This window comes from Enterobacter sp. MG-EB028, from assembly GCF_056673305.1.
Window position 1 is genome coordinate 3305991 of record NZ_CP195079.1, and the last position, 15729, is coordinate 3321719.

Genomic DNA, 15729 nt, shown 5'->3' on the forward strand with positions numbered 1-15729 from the left:
CAAACCCCCTATATGTAGTATTTATCCACAGAGTTAGTCACAAGACGGATCTGTGGATAAGCGGGGGATATTTTTTATTTCACGGACAGGTAAAACCCACATGAATCAGAGTCTGCTGGTGACAAAGCGCGACGGTACTACCGAGCGTATCAATCTGGACAAAATCCATCGAGTTCTCGACTGGGCAGCAGAAGGACTGAACAACGTATCTATATCCCAGGTTGAACTGCGTTCCCACATTCAGTTCTACGACGGCATTAAAACGTCTGATATCCACGAAACGATCATTAAAGCAGCGGCAGACCTCATCTCCCGCGAAGCGCCGGATTATCAGTACCTCGCTGCACGTCTGGCGATTTTCCACCTGCGTAAAAAAGCTTACGGCCAGTTCGAGCCGCCGAAGCTTTACGATCACGTGGTGAAAATGGTCGAGCTGGGCAAATACGACACGCATCTGCTGGAAGACTATACGGAAGAAGAGTTCGAGCAGATGAACGGGTTTATCGATCACTGGCGCGACATGAACTTCTCCTACGCGGCGGTGAAGCAGCTCGAAGGCAAGTACCTGGTTCAGAACCGTGTGACCGGTGAGATCTACGAAAGCGCCCAGTTCCTCTATATTCTGGTAGCCGCCTGTCTGTTCTCAAACTACCCGCGTGAGACCCGTCTGGACTACGTGAAGCGTTTCTACGATGCGGTATCCACGTTCAAGATTTCTCTGCCAACGCCAATCATGTCTGGCGTGCGCACCCCTACCCGTCAGTTCAGCTCCTGCGTGCTGATCGAGTGTGGTGACAGCCTGGATTCCATCAACGCCACCTCCAGCGCCATCGTGAAATACGTCTCCCAGCGTGCCGGTATCGGCATCAACGCCGGTCGCATCCGCGCGCTGGGCAGCCCGATTCGCGGCGGTGAAGCGTTCCACACCGGCTGTATCCCGTTCTACAAGCACTTCCAGACGGCAGTAAAATCCTGCTCTCAGGGCGGCGTGCGCGGCGGAGCAGCAACCCTGTTCTACCCAATGTGGCATCTGGAAGTGGAAAGCCTGCTGGTACTGAAAAACAACCGCGGCGTGGAAGGCAACCGCGTGCGTCACATGGACTACGGCGTGCAGATCAACAAGCTGATGTACACCCGCCTGCTGAAAGGCGAAGACATCACCCTGTTCAGCCCGTCCGACGTCCCGGGCCTGTACGATGCGTTCTTCGCCGATCAGGACGAGTTCGAGCGTCTGTACACCAAATATGAAAAAGACGACAGCATCCGCAAACAGCGCCTGAAGGCGGTAGACCTGTTCTCCCTGATGATGCAGGAACGTGCCTCTACCGGCCGTATCTACATCCAGAACGTTGACCACTGCAACACTCACAGCCCGTTTGATCCGGTGGTAGCGCCAGTGCGCCAGTCTAACCTGTGCCTGGAGATCGCCCTGCCGACCAAACCGCTGGAAGACGTGAACGACGAAAATGGCGAAATCGCCCTGTGTACGCTGTCCGCGTTCAACCTGGGCGCGATTAACAGCCTGGACGAGCTGGAAGAGCTGGCCGTGCTGGCGGTTCGCGCGCTGGATGCCCTGCTGGACTACCAGGATTACCCAATCCCGGCCGCTAAACGCGGTGCGATGGGTCGTCGTACCCTGGGTATCGGCGTGATCAACTTCGCCTACTGGCTGGCGAAAAACGGCAAGCGTTACTCCGACGGCAGCGCCAACAACCTGACGCACCAGACGTTCGAAGCGATTCAGTACTACCTGATGAAAGCCTCTAACGAGCTGGCGAAAGAGCAAGGCGCGTGCCCGTGGTTCAACGAAACCACCTACGCAAAAGGCATTCTGCCGATCGACACCTACAAGAAAGACCTGGATGCGATTGTCAGCGAGCCGCTGCACCTCGACTGGGAAGGCCTGCGCGAATCCATCAAAACGCACGGCCTGCGTAACTCCACGCTCTCTGCCCTGATGCCGTCCGAGACCTCTTCGCAGATCTCCAACGCCACCAACGGTATTGAGCCGCCGCGCGGCCACGTCAGCATTAAAGCGTCGAAAGACGGCGTGCTGCGTCAGGTGGTGCCGGATTACGAAACGCTGGGCAACAACTACGAGCTGCTGTGGGAGATGCCAAACAACGACGGCTACCTGCAGCTGGTGGGTATCATGCAGAAGTTTATCGACCAGTCGATCTCTGCCAACACCAACTATGACCCGACGCGCTTCCCGTCCGGTAAGGTGCCGATGCAGCAGCTGTTGAAAGACCTGTTGACCGCCTATAAATTCGGCGTGAAAACCCTGTACTATCACAACACCCGTGACGGTGCAGAAGACGCCCAGGATGACCTGGTACCGTCAATTCAGGACGATGGCTGCGAAAGCGGCGCATGTAAGATCTAATGAAGGGCGGGGATATCCCCGCCTTTATTTCGTAAGACAGGACACACTCATGGCATATACCACCTTTTCACAGACGAAAAACGACCAGCTCAAAGAGCCGATGTTCTTCGGCCAGCCGGTCAACGTGGCACGCTACGATCAGCAAAAATATGACATCTTCGAAAAGCTGATTGAAAAGCAACTCTCCTTCTTCTGGCGCCCGGAAGAAGTGGACGTTTCCCGCGACCGTATTGATTACCAGTCGCTGCCGGATCACGAAAAGCATATCTTCATCAGCAACCTGAAGTACCAGACGCTGCTGGACTCCATTCAGGGTCGTAGCCCGAACGTGGCGTTGCTGCCGCTGATCTCCATTCCCGAGCTGGAAACCTGGGTGGAAACCTGGGCGTTTTCCGAGACGATCCACTCCCGCTCTTACACCCACATCATCCGCAACATCGTGAACGATCCGGCGGTGGTGTTTGACGATATCGTCACCAACGAGCAGATCCAGAAGCGCGCGGAAGGCATTGCCCACTACTACGACGAACTGATCGAGATGACCAGCTACTGGCATCTGCTGGGTGAAGGCACCCACAGCGTGAACGGTAAAACCATTACCGTGAACCTGCGCGCGCTGAAAAAGCAGCTGTACCTGTGCCTGATGAGCGTCAACGCGCTGGAAGCGATCCGCTTCTACGTGAGCTTCGCCTGCTCCTTCGCCTTTGCCGAGCGCAAGCTGATGGAAGGCAACGCCAAAATCATCCGTCTCATTGCCCGTGATGAAGCCCTGCACCTGACCGGCACCCAGCACATGCTGAACCTGCTGCGCAGCGGTACGGACGACCCGGAGATGGCGGAAATCGCCGAAGAGTGCAAGCAGGAGTGCTATGACCTGTTCGTGCTGGCGGCCCAGCAGGAGAAAGAGTGGGCAGACTACCTGTTCCGCGACGGCTCCATGATTGGCCTGAACAAAGACATCCTGTGCCAGTACGTTGAGTACATCACCAACATCCGCATGCAGGCGGTCGGTCTCGACCTGCCGTTCCAGACGCGCTCTAACCCTATCCCGTGGATCAACACCTGGCTGGTGTCCGATAACGTGCAGGTCGCGCCGCAGGAAGTGGAAGTGAGCTCTTATCTGGTCGGTCAGATTGATTCTGAAGTCAACACCGACGACCTGAGTGATTTCCAGCTCTGATGAGCCGCGTAACGCTGAGCCTTTCTGGCACCGAAGTGCTGTGCCAGGAAGAGCATCCTTCCCTGCTGGTGGCGCTTGAAGCGCATCAGGTGGAGGTAGAGTACCAGTGTCGTGAAGGCTATTGCGGTTCCTGCCGCTGCCGTCTGGTCGCAGGCCAGGTGGACTGGCTGACCGAGCCGCTGGCCTTTATCAGTGAAGGAGAAATTTTGCCCTGCTGCTGCCGGGCAAAAGGCGATATTGAGATCGAGATGTAAAAAAGGGCCTTACGGCCCTTTTTCTATTTTAAGAACGTCACCGCTTTATCCGGGAAATCCGTAAACAGTCCGTCCACGTCCGCCTGCTTATACAACACATCATAGAGCTGATTCACATCCGTGGCGTACGGCGGCAGCTGGTCTGCACGCACCGTGTACGGATGCACCTGCATCTTGCTGGCGTGCGCCTCTTTCACCATCGCCGTCAGCTTCACGTGGCCCGGCGTTGAGCCTTCCGCCACCAGCATATGGTAATCCGGCCCGATGCCGTCGGCGTACTGGGCAATCTGCTTCATCGCGCCCGGCTTAAACATCCAGTCGTAGCTGTAGTTCACCCACTTCCCGTCCGGCTGCTTCTCCTGGGTTTCGTTCCAGTCGGTATAGGCAATCAGCTGTACCAGATTGAGATCCATCCCCATCTTCGGCTCCAGCTCGGTTTTGATGCGCTTCAGCTCGGCGGCGTCAAAACATTGCAGGTAAACTTTGTCCTTCTTGCTGGTGTAGCCGTACTGTTTCAGCACCTCCAGCGTCTTCGCGGCAATGTCTTTTCCTTCCTGATGATGGAACCACGGCGCTTTGATTTCCGGGTAGATGCCGATATTTTTACCGGTGGAGTGGTTCAGCCCCTGAACAAATTCAATCTCTTCCTGGAAGGTATGGATTCGGAAGTCGGATTTGCCCATCGGGAAACGTCCCGGGTAGACCTGCACCTTCTTGCCGTTTTCAATCTCGAAGCCTTCGGTAAACTTCAGGGAGCGGATCTCTGCCAGGGTGAAATCGATGGCGTAGAAACGGCCATCCTTGCGGGCGCGGTCCGGGAAACGCTCCGCCACGTCCGTCACGCGGTCAAGATAGTGGTCATGCAGGACGACCAGCTGGTCGTCCTTGGTCATCACCAGATCCTGCTCCAGGTAATCCGCGCCCTGCGCATAGGCCATCGCTTTCGCCGGCAGCGTATGCTCCGGCAGATAGCCGCTGGCACCGCGGTGAGCAATAACGATTTTATCCGCCGCCAGCGCGGAGCCTGTCATCAGGCCTGCCAGCAGCAGACCGGTTGCTAGTTGAGTTAATTTCATCGCAATGCTCCTTATTGACGACGCGCCAGCACTTCCGCGTGGTGACGTTTCTCGCCGATCATCACAATAACCAGCAGCAGAACCGCCAGCACGCTACCGCCGATCATCACCATAAAGCCGCCGTCCCAGCCGAAGAAGTCAACGGTATAGCCCACAATGGCGCTCGCCGCGACCGAGCCACCCAGATAACCAAACAGACCGGTAAAACCTGCCGCCGTGCCCGCCGCTTTTTTCGGCGCCAGCTCCAGCGCGTGCAGGCCGATCAGCATCACCGGGCCGTAAATCAGGAAGCCGATAACGATCATACAGGCCATATCCACGCCCGGATTACCCGGTGGGTTAAGCCAGTACACCACGGTGGCGATGGTCACGAGGGTCATAAAGAACACGCCCGTCGCGCCGCGGTTGCCTTTAAACACTTTGTCCGACATCCAGCCGCAAATCAGCGTGCCCGGGATCCCGGCATATTCATACAGGAAGTAGGCCCAGGAGGATTTATCCAGCGCGAAGTGCTTCACCTCTTTCAGGTAGGTCGGAGACCAGTCCAGAATGCCGTAGCGCAGCAGGTAAACAAACACGTTCGCTACCGCGATGTACCACAGCAGCTTGTTCGGCAGCACGTACTTCATGAAGATCTGTTTTGCGGTCAGCTCTTCTTCGTGCTTCTCGCTGTAATCGTCCGGATAGTCGTTTTTGTACTCTTCAATCGGCGGCAGCCCGCAGGACTGCGGCGTATCGCGCATCAGGGCGAAGGCAATAATCGCCACCAGAATGGCGCCAAAGGCAGGCATATAAAGCGCGGCGTGCCAGTCGTTAAACCAGGCCATCCCCAGCAGGAACAGCAGAGGTGGAAGCCCGCCCCCGACGTTATGCGCGCAGTTCCACACCGATACAATACCGCCACGCTCTTTCTGCGACCACCAGTGGACCATGGTACGCCCGCACGGCGGCCACCCCATCCCCTGGAACCAGCCGCAGATGAACAGCAGGACAAACATAATGGCAATGCTGGACGTCGCCCACGGCACAAAGCCCATGAACAGCATGACCGCTGCCGCCAGGATCAGACCGGCGGGCAGGAACACGCGCGGATTCGAGCGATCCGACACGGAACCCATGATGAATTTAGAAAAACCGTAGGCGATAGAGATCCCCGACAGCGCGAATCCCAGATCGCCGCGTGAAAAGCCCTGCTCCACCAGATACGGCATGGCGAGCGCAAAGTTTTTACGTACAAGGTAGTACGCCGCGTACCCGAAGAAGATCCCCAGGAAAATTTGCCAACGCAGACGACGGTATAGCGGATCAATTTCTGCCTCTGGCAGACGCGCCCGGTGTGGCGCAGGTTTGAAGATACTGAGCATAACAGCCTCCGTGGCCTTTCAAAAAATGACCAGGCATCTCGTGCCCGGTTACAGAGGCGGGGATGTTAAAAAAACATGCGGTTTGTTACTGTGAATCAACGCACAGATTGTTACAGAAATATGACAGAATGCGCAAAAAAGCGCATGAAATCACGTTTCAGTTTCGAATTTCGCGCGTTTATGTTCGAAATCAAACAAACCACACGATCTATGTGGCTAAATGCTAAAAAACGAACATAGAGGAAAGGCAATGACAATTCACGATCCACGCTACAGCGATGTGATTATCATTGGCGGTGGCGCAACCGGCGCCGGCATCGCACGCGATTGCGCCCTTCGCGGCTTAAGCGTCACGCTACTGGAGCGCCACGATATTGCCACGGGCGCAACCGGACGAAACCACGGCCTGCTCCACAGCGGCGCGCGGTATGCGGTTACCGACGGTGAATCCGCGCGCGAATGTATCGCTGAAAACCAGATCCTCAAGCGCATCGCCCGCCACTGCATTGAGCCGACCGACGGCCTCTTTATTACGCTTCCCGAAGATGACCTCGCCTTTCAGTCAACCTTTATAACCGCCTGCACTGCAGCGGGTATTCAGGCCGAGGCCGTCGACCCGGCGCTGGCGCGGCGGCTGGAGCCGTCGGTGAACCCGGCGCTTATCGGCGCGGTGAAAGTGCCTGACGGCACCGTCGATCCGTTCCGCCTGACCGCCGCCAACATGCTGGATGCCCGCGAGCATGGCGCGCACATTCTGACCGGACATAAAGTGACCGGGCTTATTCGCGAGGGACATCGCATCTGCGGCGTGCGGGTGTTTGATACGCAGTACAACGAGCACAGCGAGCTGTATGCCGCCGTGGTGGTCAACGCGGCGGGGATCTGGGGCCAGCGCATTGCGGAGTATGCCGACCTGTCGGTGCGCATGTTCCCGGCGAAAGGCTCGCTGCTGATCCTCGACCACCGCATCAATAACCACGTGATCAACCGCTGCCGCAAGCCGTCCGACGCCGATATCCTCGTCCCGGGCGACACCATTTCGTTAATCGGTACCACCTCAACCCACGTCGACTACAGCGAAATTGACTACAACCGCGTGACCGCCGAAGAGGTCGACATCCTGCTGCGGGAAGGGGAAAAATTGGCCCCGGTAATGGCGCTGACGCGTATTCTCCGCGCCTACGCGGGCGTGCGTCCGCTGGTCGCCAGCGACAACGACCCGAGCGGACGCAACGTCAGCCGGGGGATCGTGCTGCTCGATCACGCCGAGCGCGACGGCATGGACGGATTTATCACCATCACCGGCGGCAAGCTCATGACCTACCGCCTGATGGCGGAGTGGGCAACCAATGCCGTCTGCCGCAAGCTCGGCAATACCGAGCCGTGCGTCACGGCAGAACAGCCTCTACCGGGATCGCGCCAGTCTACCGAAAAAACGCTGCAAAAAATCATCTCCCTGCCGGCGCCGCTGCGCGGTTCGGCCATCTACCGCCACGGCGACAGAACGCCACAGTGGCTCGGTGAAGGAAGATTGAGCCGCAGCCTGGTGTGCGAGTGCGAAGCCGTTACCGCAGGCGAAGTGCAGTACGCGGTAGAGAACCTGACGGTCAACAGCCTGCTCGATCTCCGCCGCCGCACCCGCGTCGGAATGGGCACCTGCCAGGGCGAGCTGTGCGCCTGCCGTGCGGCCGGGCTGCTGCAGCGTTTTCATACCACCACCGCCACCCAGTCGCTCGATCAGCTCAGCGCGTTTTTGAACGAACGCTGGAAAGGCATTCAGCCCGTCGCCTGGGGGGATGCCCTACGCGAAAGCGAATTTACCCGCTGGGTCTATCAGGGGCTTTGCGCCCTGGAGAAGGAGCAACACGATGAAATTTGATACCGTGATTGTCGGCGGCGGGCTCGCAGGCTTGCTTTGCGGCATCAAACTCACGAAGCAGGGGCTGCGCTGCGCCATTATCACCCGCGGCCAGAGCGCCCTGCACTTCTCGTCGGGCTCGCTGGATCTGCTGGACGAAGCGTACCGCGATAAGCTGCCGCCGGAGCACCCCTATCACCTGATTGGCGCGCAGCATATTGACCGCCTGGCGCTGGAAGCCGAAGCGCTGCTGGCGGACAGCGGCGCGCGTCTGAAGGGGAGCGCCAGGCAAAACCATCTGCGCGTTACGCCGCTCGGCACCCTGCGCTCCGCGTGGCTCAGCCCGGAGGAGGTTCCCGTTGCCCCCGTCAGCGCGGGACGAGTGCGGGTGGTGGGTATTAGCGGCTTTCTGGATTTTCAGCCCCATCTCGCGGCGGCATCGCTCTGTCGCCAGGGCGTTAATGCCGACACGGCAGAAATAGAGCTGCCCGAGCTTGATGTCCTGCGCGACAACCCGAGCGAGTTTCGCGCGGTGAATATCGCCCGTTTTCTGGATAACGAGGACAAATGGCCGCTGCTGTATGACGCGCTCAAACCGCTCGGCGAAACCTGCGATGCCCTGTTAATGCCCGCCTGCTTTGGTTTAAACGACAACCGCCTGTGGCGCTGGCTTTCCGATCGTCTGCCCTGCACGCTCGGCCTGCTGCCCACGCTGCCCCCTTCCGTACCCGGCATTCGCCTGCACACCCAGCTTCAGCGCCAGTTTGTGGCGCAGGGCGGCGTGTGGATGGCGGGTGACGAGGTGAAAAAAATCACCCTGACCGACGGTGCGGTGAGCGAAATCTGGACGCGCAACCACGATGATATCCCCCTTCGTGCCCGCTATACGGTGCTGGCGAGCGGCAGCTTCTTCAGCAACGGGCTGCTGAGCAGCCGGGAGGGCATCCGGGAAGCCATCATGGGGCTGGATGTCCGGCAGAGCGCCTCCCGCGCGGACTGGTATCAGAGTGATTTCTTCACGCCACAGCCCTGGCAGCAGTTTGGCGTGATTGTCGATAACCGGCTGCACCCGCAGCTTTCCGGTAAGCCCGTCAGCAATCTCTTTGCCATCGGCTCGCTGCTGGGCGGGTACGATCCCATCGCTCAGGGATGCGGTGGCGGGGTCTGCGCCGTCACGGCGCTGTATGTGGCCGGGCAGATTCGCCAGCGCGTGGAGGCTGAACAATGAACGACACCCGTTTTGAAAGCTGCATTAAATGCACGGTGTGTACCACCGTCTGCCCGGTCAGCGGCGTGAATCCGCGCTACCCTGGACCAAAGCAGGCCGGGCCGGACGGTGAACGCCTGCGCCTGAAGGACGGCAAGCTGTACGACGAGGCACTGAAATACTGCATCAACTGTAAACGCTGCGAAGTGGCCTGCCCGTCGGACGTGAAAATCGGCGATATCATCCAGCGCGCCCGGGCGCGCTACAGCACGCAAAAGCCGTCGCTTCGCGATGCCATTCTGAGCCATACCGATCTGATGGGCAGCGTCTCAACGCCTTTTGCCCCGCTGGTGAATGCCGCAACATCGCTCAAACCGGTGCGCCAGTTGCTGGATGCCACGCTCAGGATTGACCATCACCGAAGCCTGCCGAAATATTCTCACGGCACCTTCCGCCGCTGGTACAAATCCGTTGCGGCGGAACAGGCGCAGTACGCCGACCAGGTGGCTTTTTTCCACGGCTGCTATGTGAATTACAACCACCCGCAGCTGGGTAAAGACCTGCTGAAGGTGCTTAACGCCATGGGAACCGGCGTACAGCTCCTCAGCAAGGAGAAGTGCTGCGGCGTCCCGCTGATTGCCAACGGGTTCACCGATAAAGCGCGCAAGCAGGCCAAAAGCAATGTCACCTCCCTGCGTGAAGCCATCGTCGACAAAGGCATGCCGGTGTTGGCGACCTCGTCCACCTGTACCTTCACCCTGCGCGATGAGTATCCGCACCTGCTGGACGTGGATAACGCCGGACTCCGCGAGCACATCGAGCTGGCGACGCGCTTCCTGTGGCGCAAGCTGGACGGCGGGCAGACGTTGCCGCTGGGGACATTGCCACTGAAAGTGGTCTATCACACGCCGTGTCATATGGAGAAAATGGGCTGGTCGCTCTATACGCTTGAGCTGCTGCGGCTTATTCCGGGCCTGGAGCTGACGGTGCTGGATTCGCGCTGCTGCGGCATCGCGGGAACCTACGGCTTTAAGCGTGAAAACTACGAAACCTCGCAGGCGATTGGCGCCCCGCTGTTCCGCCAGATTGAAGAGAGCGGCGCGGATATCGTGGTGACGGACTGCGAAACCTGTAAATGGCAAATTGAGATGTCCACCAGCAAGCGCTGCGAACATCCGATTAGCCTGCTGGCGAAAGCGCTGGGCTGAACGTAGCCGGGGCGAAAGGCCCCGGCACAGGCGTTACTCAACGAACAAAGACTCGACAACGTTAATCCAGCCGTGCTCGCTGGCAACCTCTTTGCCGTTGAGCCAGCGGCGCAGCATGTTCAGCGCCATCATGGCGCACACCTCCTGACGCACCGCTAGGCTGTGGCGGGTGATGCTCATTTTCACCCGCAGCGCCCAGGTGCCTTCCGGCGTCGCCAGCGCGAAGTTGAGGTATTCCTCATCCAGCCCGCCGACAAACAGCGCCAGACCGGCAAAATGCTTCACCCTTCTCTCGGAAGCCCAGCGGGCGGTTTGCGCCAGGGTCTCCTGCTGGAACGGCACCACTTCGCTGGCGAGCAGCGGCGCGTTGACGCGCGACAGCTGCAGCGCCAGCAGGCCACCGGTGAACTGCTCGCTTAGGGTCACGCTGAGCTGGCGAGTCTGGAGATGTTTTGCAATCTGAACGGGTAACCCTTCCGTCCCTTCAAAAATCAGGCTTTCGCCCGCCACGCGCTGCACCTCGGGCCACAGGGCCAGCATCGCCTCTTTCTGCGCAGCGGGTCCTGTTAATTTGAGTTCAATGATCGGCATAGAGGAGCGATAGCCCATGGACACGCCCGGCGGCAACGGGAGGAGATCGAGGCTCTGGGCCAGATCGCTTTCCGAGCGGCCAAAGGTCGTCAGGCGCAGGCACAGAGGAGGTTCTGGCAGGGTAAAACGAGCGCGAAGGCGCGGCAGGATCTGCTGTTCGACCATCACCTTAAATTCGGAAGGTACGCCCGGCGTGAAGAACATCAGGCAGCGGTTCAGCTGCATGGCGAACCCGCATGCGGTACCGACCGGGTTATCAACCAGCTCGGCGCTGGCGGGAATTTCAGCCTGTTTGCGGTTGCTGGGGGCCATGACGCGGCCACGTTCGGAGAAGAAGCGCTCCATCTGCGAAAGCCACGCCTCTTGCAGCACCAGCCCTTCGCCTTTTGCGGTCGCGGCGGCCAGCGCGCTGAGATCGTCACCGGTGGGGCCAAGCCCGCCGTTCACGATCAGCACGTCGCACTGTTCGCTGCGCTCGCGCAGAATAGCGACCAGCGACTCAAGATTGTCGCCCACGGTATTGCGGCGCGTTAACGGTAATCCTTGCTCAAAGAAAAGATCGGCAAGCCAGGCAGCATTGGTATCGATAATCTGTCCATGCAGCACTTCGTCGCCGGTGGATAACATCTCCACGTTAATCATTGTGTTCTCCCGCTTATTTGGTCAAAACACTATAGCGCAAACGTGGGAGGGAGATGAGAGAAACTGGCGCGACGGAACGCCGCGCCGGAACGATTAGAAGCCTGCGCTCACGCCCACATACGGGCCATCAGCCAGCGCGTTATCGCGGTTACCGTCTTTACCGGCCAGGTTCAGATAACGATAACCCGCTTCGAGGGTAATCGGACGCATGATGGTCCAGCGCGCGCCGGCGTTGGCTTCTTCATAGCTGTCGATGCCGCTGGAGAGAGAGTCCGGAGAGTAGTAGTACTCACCAAACAGGCCAAAGCTGTCGCCAATTTTCCACTGCAGGCCGCCGCCCACAGCCGCCGCATACCCTTCATCACCGTCGTTCGGGTTGGTATAGATACCTTTACCACCCACGGTGGCCAGGAATGGGCCAAGAGGAATGTTCAGACCGAGGCCGAGGCTGGCCGCATCGCCGTCGTCGTCGTTGTGGGTCCAGCCGCCGGTCATCGCCAGACCGGAGGTCTCCGTGCCCATGCCAAAACCGAGGTGGGTATAGTCCTGACCCGCCGAACCATTAACGCTAATGGCGTTAGCCGCCGCAGATACAACCATCAGGCCGAGGCCCAGTAATGCCACTTTTTTCATTGTCGCGATCCCGCATAATTATTATAGAGAAGTCCCAAAACCGCGAGATTTTAACCTGAGTCTCCCGGGGATCAAGCACTCTGCGTGCGGCGGACAGGAAGATTGTAACGATTTGAAACCTGCGGCTTTTTTACGTAAGCAGCAGAAAGCGCATTTTGACGCACAGGCCGCCCAGCGTTCCGCTTCGGGTCAGCTGCAAATGGCTGCGGTGAAGTCGGGCGATGTCCCCCGCCAGCGCCAGTCCAATCCCGGAACCGGAGGCATCCCCGACGTTGTCCAGCCGGTGGAACGGCAGCATCGCCTGGTAGATCTGATCCTCTTCAATGCCGGGTCCGCTGTCCTCAACGCTCAGCTCAACGGCACCGCCGTCCACGCGCAGGAAAACGGTCACGGTCCCGCCTGCAGGCGTATATTTAATCGCGTTCTCCAGCAGGTTGGCGCACAGCTCACCCAGCAGAACGTCATCGCCTTCGATCATCACCGGCTGCTGTACGCCGTCATACCCTAAATCGATCGCCTTGCTCCGCGCCTGCGCCAGCCGGGAGAAGCAGCAGTTCTGCATCACCTGAACCAGATCCACGGGCGTAAACTGACGCTCCCCCTGCTCTTTGCCCTTCACCGCTGAAAGCTGCAACAGCCGCTCGGTGAGCACGATAGTGTCGTCCAGGGTGGCATTCATTGCCCGCAGGCTCTCCTGCCACAGAGCGGGATCCTGGCGAGTGAGGGCGACGGAGACCTGCGTTTTAAGCACCGCCAGCGGGGTTTTGAGCTGGTGCGACGCATCCGCGTTAAAGCGTTCCTGCCGCGAAAGCACGCCGCGCAACCTGTCGATATAGCGGTTAAAGGCAACAATCAGCAGCCGGGTCTCCGACCAGGGCAGCAGCTCCGGCAGAGGCGCGAGCAGGCCCGGCTCGCGCCGCACCATCAGAGACGAAAGCTGGCGCATTGGGCGCAGCACGCGGCGCAGCAGCCACGCGGTCAGCACCAGCGTCAGCAGCACCAGCAGCCCCTGCGAGACCCAGGATGAAAAGAGCAGCTGGCTGGCGAGATAGCGGCGGGACTGGAGCGTCTCCGCGACGTAAATCTCCGCCATGCCAAAAATATTATCTTCATTTACGGGCTGCAGCAGACGCGCCACCCGAATCGCCTGGCCGCGATATTCAGTGTGGTAAAACCAGGCCAGCGCCGGGTAGAGGGTGGTGCGCGACGTCGCAGGCGGCATCTTCGGCAGATCGTCATAGCCGGAGATCACCCGGCCGTCGGGGTCGACCACCTTATAGTAGAGCCGGTCGTTCATGTTGAGCTCAAAGCTGTCGAGCACCACCCAGGGCACGTCCACCGCCAGCCTGCCGTTGTGCACCTCCAGCCGCTCTGAGATGGTGCGGGCAGAAGATAACAGCGTGCGGTCGTAGGCCTGCGTGGCCGCCTGCAGCGCGCTGACGTAGCTGTTAAAGGCCGACAGTCCCCACAGCAGCAGCAGCGGCAGGCCCAGGAAAAGCAGCAGTTGGAGGTAGAGCGACTGCGGCTTAACCCACCTCATCGCCGCACTCCAGCACGTAACCAAGCCCCCGCAGGGTGGTGATCCGCACGCCGCTGCCGGTCAGCTTCTTACGCAGCCGGTGAATATAAAGATCGATGCTTTCAGGGCTGACGTCGTCGTTCAGGCTGAACACCTGGTCGAAAAGCTGCTGCCGTGAAACCGGACGGGTCCGGCGGTGCATCAGCACCTTCAGCAGGGAGAGCTCCCGCGGCGTCAGGGAAAGCGGTTCATCGCGCAGCAGGAAAAAGCCCTCGTCGTCATACTCCAGCTCCCCAAGGCGCTGGCGCTCCTGCGTCCGCCCCTCGCTTCGGCGCAACAGGGCGCGCAGACGTGCGTCAAGCTCCTCCAGCTCAAACGGTTTTGGCAGATAGTCGTCTGCGCCAGCGTTCAGTCCCTTCACCCGATCCGCCACGTTGCTGCGGGCGGTAAGAAACAGCACCGGCAGCGTCTGCCCCCGTTTTCTGAGGCGATGGACCACTTCGAGACCGTCAAAACCGGGCATGCCGATGTCCAGAATAGCAACCGCGTAATTTTCACCCTGCAGCAGATGGTCGGCGGCGCGCCCGTCGGAGACGCAGTCCACGGCAAAGCCTTCCTGCACCAGCGCTTTCTCCAGCCAGTGAGCCAGCTCACGATTATCTTCTGCCAGTAAGAGACGCATGTCACATCCTGTAAAGTTGGTGCCCCATTGAAAGGGAAATGAAAGGTTATTGTTTTAACAATCACGCAACGGAACCGCTACAAGGTGGTTCACATAATCAGAAAAAAGACCCATACCCGTACCCCGGCGTGAGGATAAACGATGAAAAAACAATTACTTTCTACCCTTGCTGCAAGCGTATTGCTGTTGAGTACCTCTGTCGTTCAGGCCCAGGACGCTCCGTCCCGTACCGAATGTATCGCCCCGGCCAAGCCGGGCGGCGGCTTCGATCTCACCTGCAAACTGATTCAGGTCAGCCTGCTGGAGACGAAGGCCATCGAGAAACCGATGCGCGTCACCTACATGCCCGGCGGCGTGGGCGCGGTGGCCTATAACGCCATCGTCGCACAACGACCCGCAGAAGCGGGAACGGTGGTGGCCTTCTCCGGCGGCTCGCTGCTGAACCTGTCGCAGGGCAAGTTTGGCCGCTACGGCGTGGACGACGTGCGCTGGCTGGCGACCGTCGGCACCGACTACGGGATGATTGCCGTACGTGCCGATTCCCCGTGGAAATCCCTGAAAGATCTGCTGACCGCTATGGAAAAAGATCCGAACAGCGTGGTGATTGGCGCAGGGGCGTCTATCGGGAGCCAGGACTGGATGAAAGCGGCCCTTCTCGCCCAGCAGGCAAAGGTTGACCCGCACAAGATGCGCTACGTGGCCTTTGAAGGCGGCGGCGAACCGGTCACGGCGCTGATGGGCAACCACGTTCAGGCCGTTTCCGGCGATCTCAGCGAGATGGTGCCGTACCTGAGCGGGGATAAAATCCGCGTGCTGGCGGTCTTCTCAGAAAACCGACTGCCGGGGCAGCTGGCGAACGTCCCGACCGCCAAAGAGCAGGGTTATAACCTGGTCTGGCCAATCATCCGCGGGTTCTTCGTCGGGCCAAAAGTGACCGATGCCGAGTACCAGTGGTGGGTCGACGCGTTCAACAAACTTCAGCAGACCGAAGAGTTTAAGAAACAGCGTGATCTGCGCGGGCTGTTTGAGTTTAACCTGACCGGTAAGCCGCTTGATGAGTACGTGAAAAAACAGGTGAATGACTACCGCGAGCAGGCGAAAGCCTTTGGCCTGGCGAAATAAGCGGAGG

Annotated in this window: 13 protein-coding genes; 7 read left to right on the forward strand and 6 right to left on the reverse strand. The window is 59.2% G+C overall.

Features of this window, described 5'->3' with window-relative positions; all coding sequences use genetic code 11:
• Positions 1–100 precede the first annotated feature (100 nt).
• From nrdA to yfaE, 3 genes are read left to right on the forward strand one after another with little or no spacing between them, the layout of a single operon-like run.
• Entirely contained in the window at positions 101–2386 is a 2286-nt protein-coding gene (gene nrdA, locus ACR42C_RS15635) for a class 1a ribonucleoside-diphosphate reductase subunit alpha (RefSeq protein WP_163330258.1), read from the forward strand.
• 49 nt (positions 2387–2435) lie between these two features.
• Positions 2436–3566: a class Ia ribonucleoside-diphosphate reductase subunit beta gene (gene nrdB / locus ACR42C_RS15640; RefSeq protein ID WP_045327964.1), complete on the forward strand. Its 1131-nt coding sequence runs from the start codon at positions 2436–2438 to the stop codon at positions 3564–3566.
• On the forward strand, positions 3566–3820 hold the full coding sequence (yfaE, locus tag ACR42C_RS15645) for a class I ribonucleotide reductase maintenance protein YfaE (RefSeq protein WP_003859419.1): 255 nt from the start codon (positions 3566–3568) through the stop codon (positions 3818–3820). The genes nrdB and yfaE overlap by 1 nt, the downstream gene beginning before the upstream one ends.
• A 23-nt stretch (positions 3821–3843) precedes the next feature.
• Here the strand turns inward: yfaE and glpQ are convergent, their stop codons facing one another.
• Together glpQ and glpT are read right to left on the reverse strand one after the other, a co-directional pair.
• Positions 3844–4896, reverse strand: coding sequence for a glycerophosphodiester phosphodiesterase (gene glpQ / locus ACR42C_RS15650; RefSeq protein WP_163330259.1), 1053 nt, complete (start codon positions 4894–4896; stop codon positions 3844–3846).
• Between the two features lie 11 nt (positions 4897–4907).
• Positions 4908–6260, reverse strand: coding sequence for a glycerol-3-phosphate transporter (glpT, locus tag ACR42C_RS15655; RefSeq protein WP_116338610.1), 1353 nt, complete (start codon positions 6258–6260; stop codon positions 4908–4910).
• 250 nt (positions 6261–6510) lie between these two features.
• On the opposite strand from glpT, the gene glpA reads away from it, so the two are divergent.
• The 3 genes from glpA to glpC are packed head-to-tail and all read left to right on the forward strand — an operon-like array spanning position 6511 to position 10533.
• Positions 6511–8139: an anaerobic glycerol-3-phosphate dehydrogenase subunit A gene (gene glpA / locus ACR42C_RS15660; RefSeq protein ID WP_479984307.1), complete on the forward strand. Its 1629-nt coding sequence runs from the start codon at positions 6511–6513 to the stop codon at positions 8137–8139.
• Positions 8129–9346: a glycerol-3-phosphate dehydrogenase subunit GlpB gene (gene glpB, locus ACR42C_RS15665; protein WP_316379349.1), complete on the forward strand. Its 1218-nt coding sequence runs from the start codon at positions 8129–8131 to the stop codon at positions 9344–9346. Before glpA ends, glpB begins: the two co-directional genes overlap by 11 nt.
• Positions 9343–10533, forward strand: coding sequence for an anaerobic glycerol-3-phosphate dehydrogenase subunit GlpC (gene glpC, locus ACR42C_RS15670; RefSeq protein ID WP_192983167.1), 1191 nt, complete (start codon positions 9343–9345; stop codon positions 10531–10533). Before glpB ends, glpC begins: the two co-directional genes overlap by 4 nt.
• Before the next feature lie 33 nt (positions 10534–10566).
• On the opposite strand, the gene ACR42C_RS15675 is transcribed toward glpC, so the two are convergent.
• From ACR42C_RS15675 to tctD, 4 genes are all read right to left on the reverse strand, one after another.
• Positions 10567–11766: a nicotinamide mononucleotide deamidase-related protein YfaY gene (locus ACR42C_RS15675; protein WP_479984308.1), complete on the reverse strand. Its 1200-nt coding sequence runs from the start codon at positions 11764–11766 to the stop codon at positions 10567–10569.
• A 93-nt stretch (positions 11767–11859) separates the two neighbouring features.
• A complete protein-coding gene (locus tag ACR42C_RS15680; protein WP_116338600.1) occupies positions 11860–12399 on the reverse strand; it encodes a YfaZ family outer membrane protein in 540 nt (179 codons plus the stop codon).
• A gap of 130 nt (positions 12400–12529) precedes the next feature.
• The gene (locus tag ACR42C_RS15685) at positions 12530–13939 is read right to left on the reverse strand and encodes a sensor histidine kinase (protein WP_479984309.1); all 1410 of its coding nucleotides are present in this window, start codon (positions 13937–13939) and stop codon (positions 12530–12532) included.
• Positions 13926–14600, reverse strand: a complete 675-nt coding sequence (tctD, locus tag ACR42C_RS15690; protein ID WP_028013915.1) for a transcriptional regulator TctD — start codon at positions 14598–14600, stop codon at positions 13926–13928. The genes ACR42C_RS15685 and tctD overlap by 14 nt, the downstream gene beginning before the upstream one ends.
• 141 nt (positions 14601–14741) lie before the next feature.
• Here tctD and ACR42C_RS15695 point away from each other — a divergent pair, with 141 nt between their 5' ends.
• Positions 14742–15722 carry a Bug family tripartite tricarboxylate transporter substrate binding protein gene (locus ACR42C_RS15695; RefSeq protein ID WP_047363034.1) on the forward strand — a complete coding sequence of 327 codons (981 nt, stop codon included), beginning with the start codon at positions 14742–14744 and terminating at the stop codon, positions 15720–15722.
• Positions 15723–15729 lie beyond the last annotated feature (7 nt).

What these genes read in the sequence shown, in the direction of transcription:
- nrdB (WP_045327964.1), top strand. Translation starts at nt 2,436, where the DNA reads ATGGCATATACCACCTTTTCACAGACGAAAAACGACCAGCTCAAAGAG.
- ACR42C_RS15680 (WP_116338600.1), bottom strand. Translation starts at nt 12,399, where the DNA reads ATGAAAAAAGTGGCATTACTGGGCCTCGGCCTGATGGTTGTATCTGCG.
- ACR42C_RS15675 (WP_479984308.1), bottom strand. Translation starts at nt 11,766, where the DNA reads ATGATTAACGTGGAGATGTTATCCACCGGCGACGAAGTGCTGCATGGA.
- glpQ (WP_163330259.1), bottom strand. Translation starts at nt 4,896, where the DNA reads ATGAAATTAACTCAACTAGCAACCGGTCTGCTGCTGGCAGGCCTGATG.
- ACR42C_RS15685 (WP_479984309.1), bottom strand. Translation starts at nt 13,939, where the DNA reads ATGAGGTGGGTTAAGCCGCAGTCGCTCTACCTCCAACTGCTGCTTTTC.
- glpB (WP_316379349.1), top strand. Translation starts at nt 8,129, where the DNA reads ATGAAATTTGATACCGTGATTGTCGGCGGCGGGCTCGCAGGCTTGCTT.
- ACR42C_RS15695 (WP_047363034.1), top strand. Translation starts at nt 14,742, where the DNA reads ATGAAAAAACAATTACTTTCTACCCTTGCTGCAAGCGTATTGCTGTTG.
- glpA (WP_479984307.1), top strand. Translation starts at nt 6,511, where the DNA reads ATGACAATTCACGATCCACGCTACAGCGATGTGATTATCATTGGCGGT.
- glpT (WP_116338610.1), bottom strand. Translation starts at nt 6,260, where the DNA reads ATGCTCAGTATCTTCAAACCTGCGCCACACCGGGCGCGTCTGCCAGAG.
- glpC (WP_192983167.1), top strand. Translation starts at nt 9,343, where the DNA reads ATGAACGACACCCGTTTTGAAAGCTGCATTAAATGCACGGTGTGTACC.
- yfaE (WP_003859419.1), top strand. Translation starts at nt 3,566, where the DNA reads ATGAGCCGCGTAACGCTGAGCCTTTCTGGCACCGAAGTGCTGTGCCAG.
- nrdA (WP_163330258.1), top strand. Translation starts at nt 101, where the DNA reads ATGAATCAGAGTCTGCTGGTGACAAAGCGCGACGGTACTACCGAGCGT.
- tctD (WP_028013915.1), bottom strand. Translation starts at nt 14,600, where the DNA reads ATGCGTCTCTTACTGGCAGAAGATAATCGTGAGCTGGCTCACTGGCTG.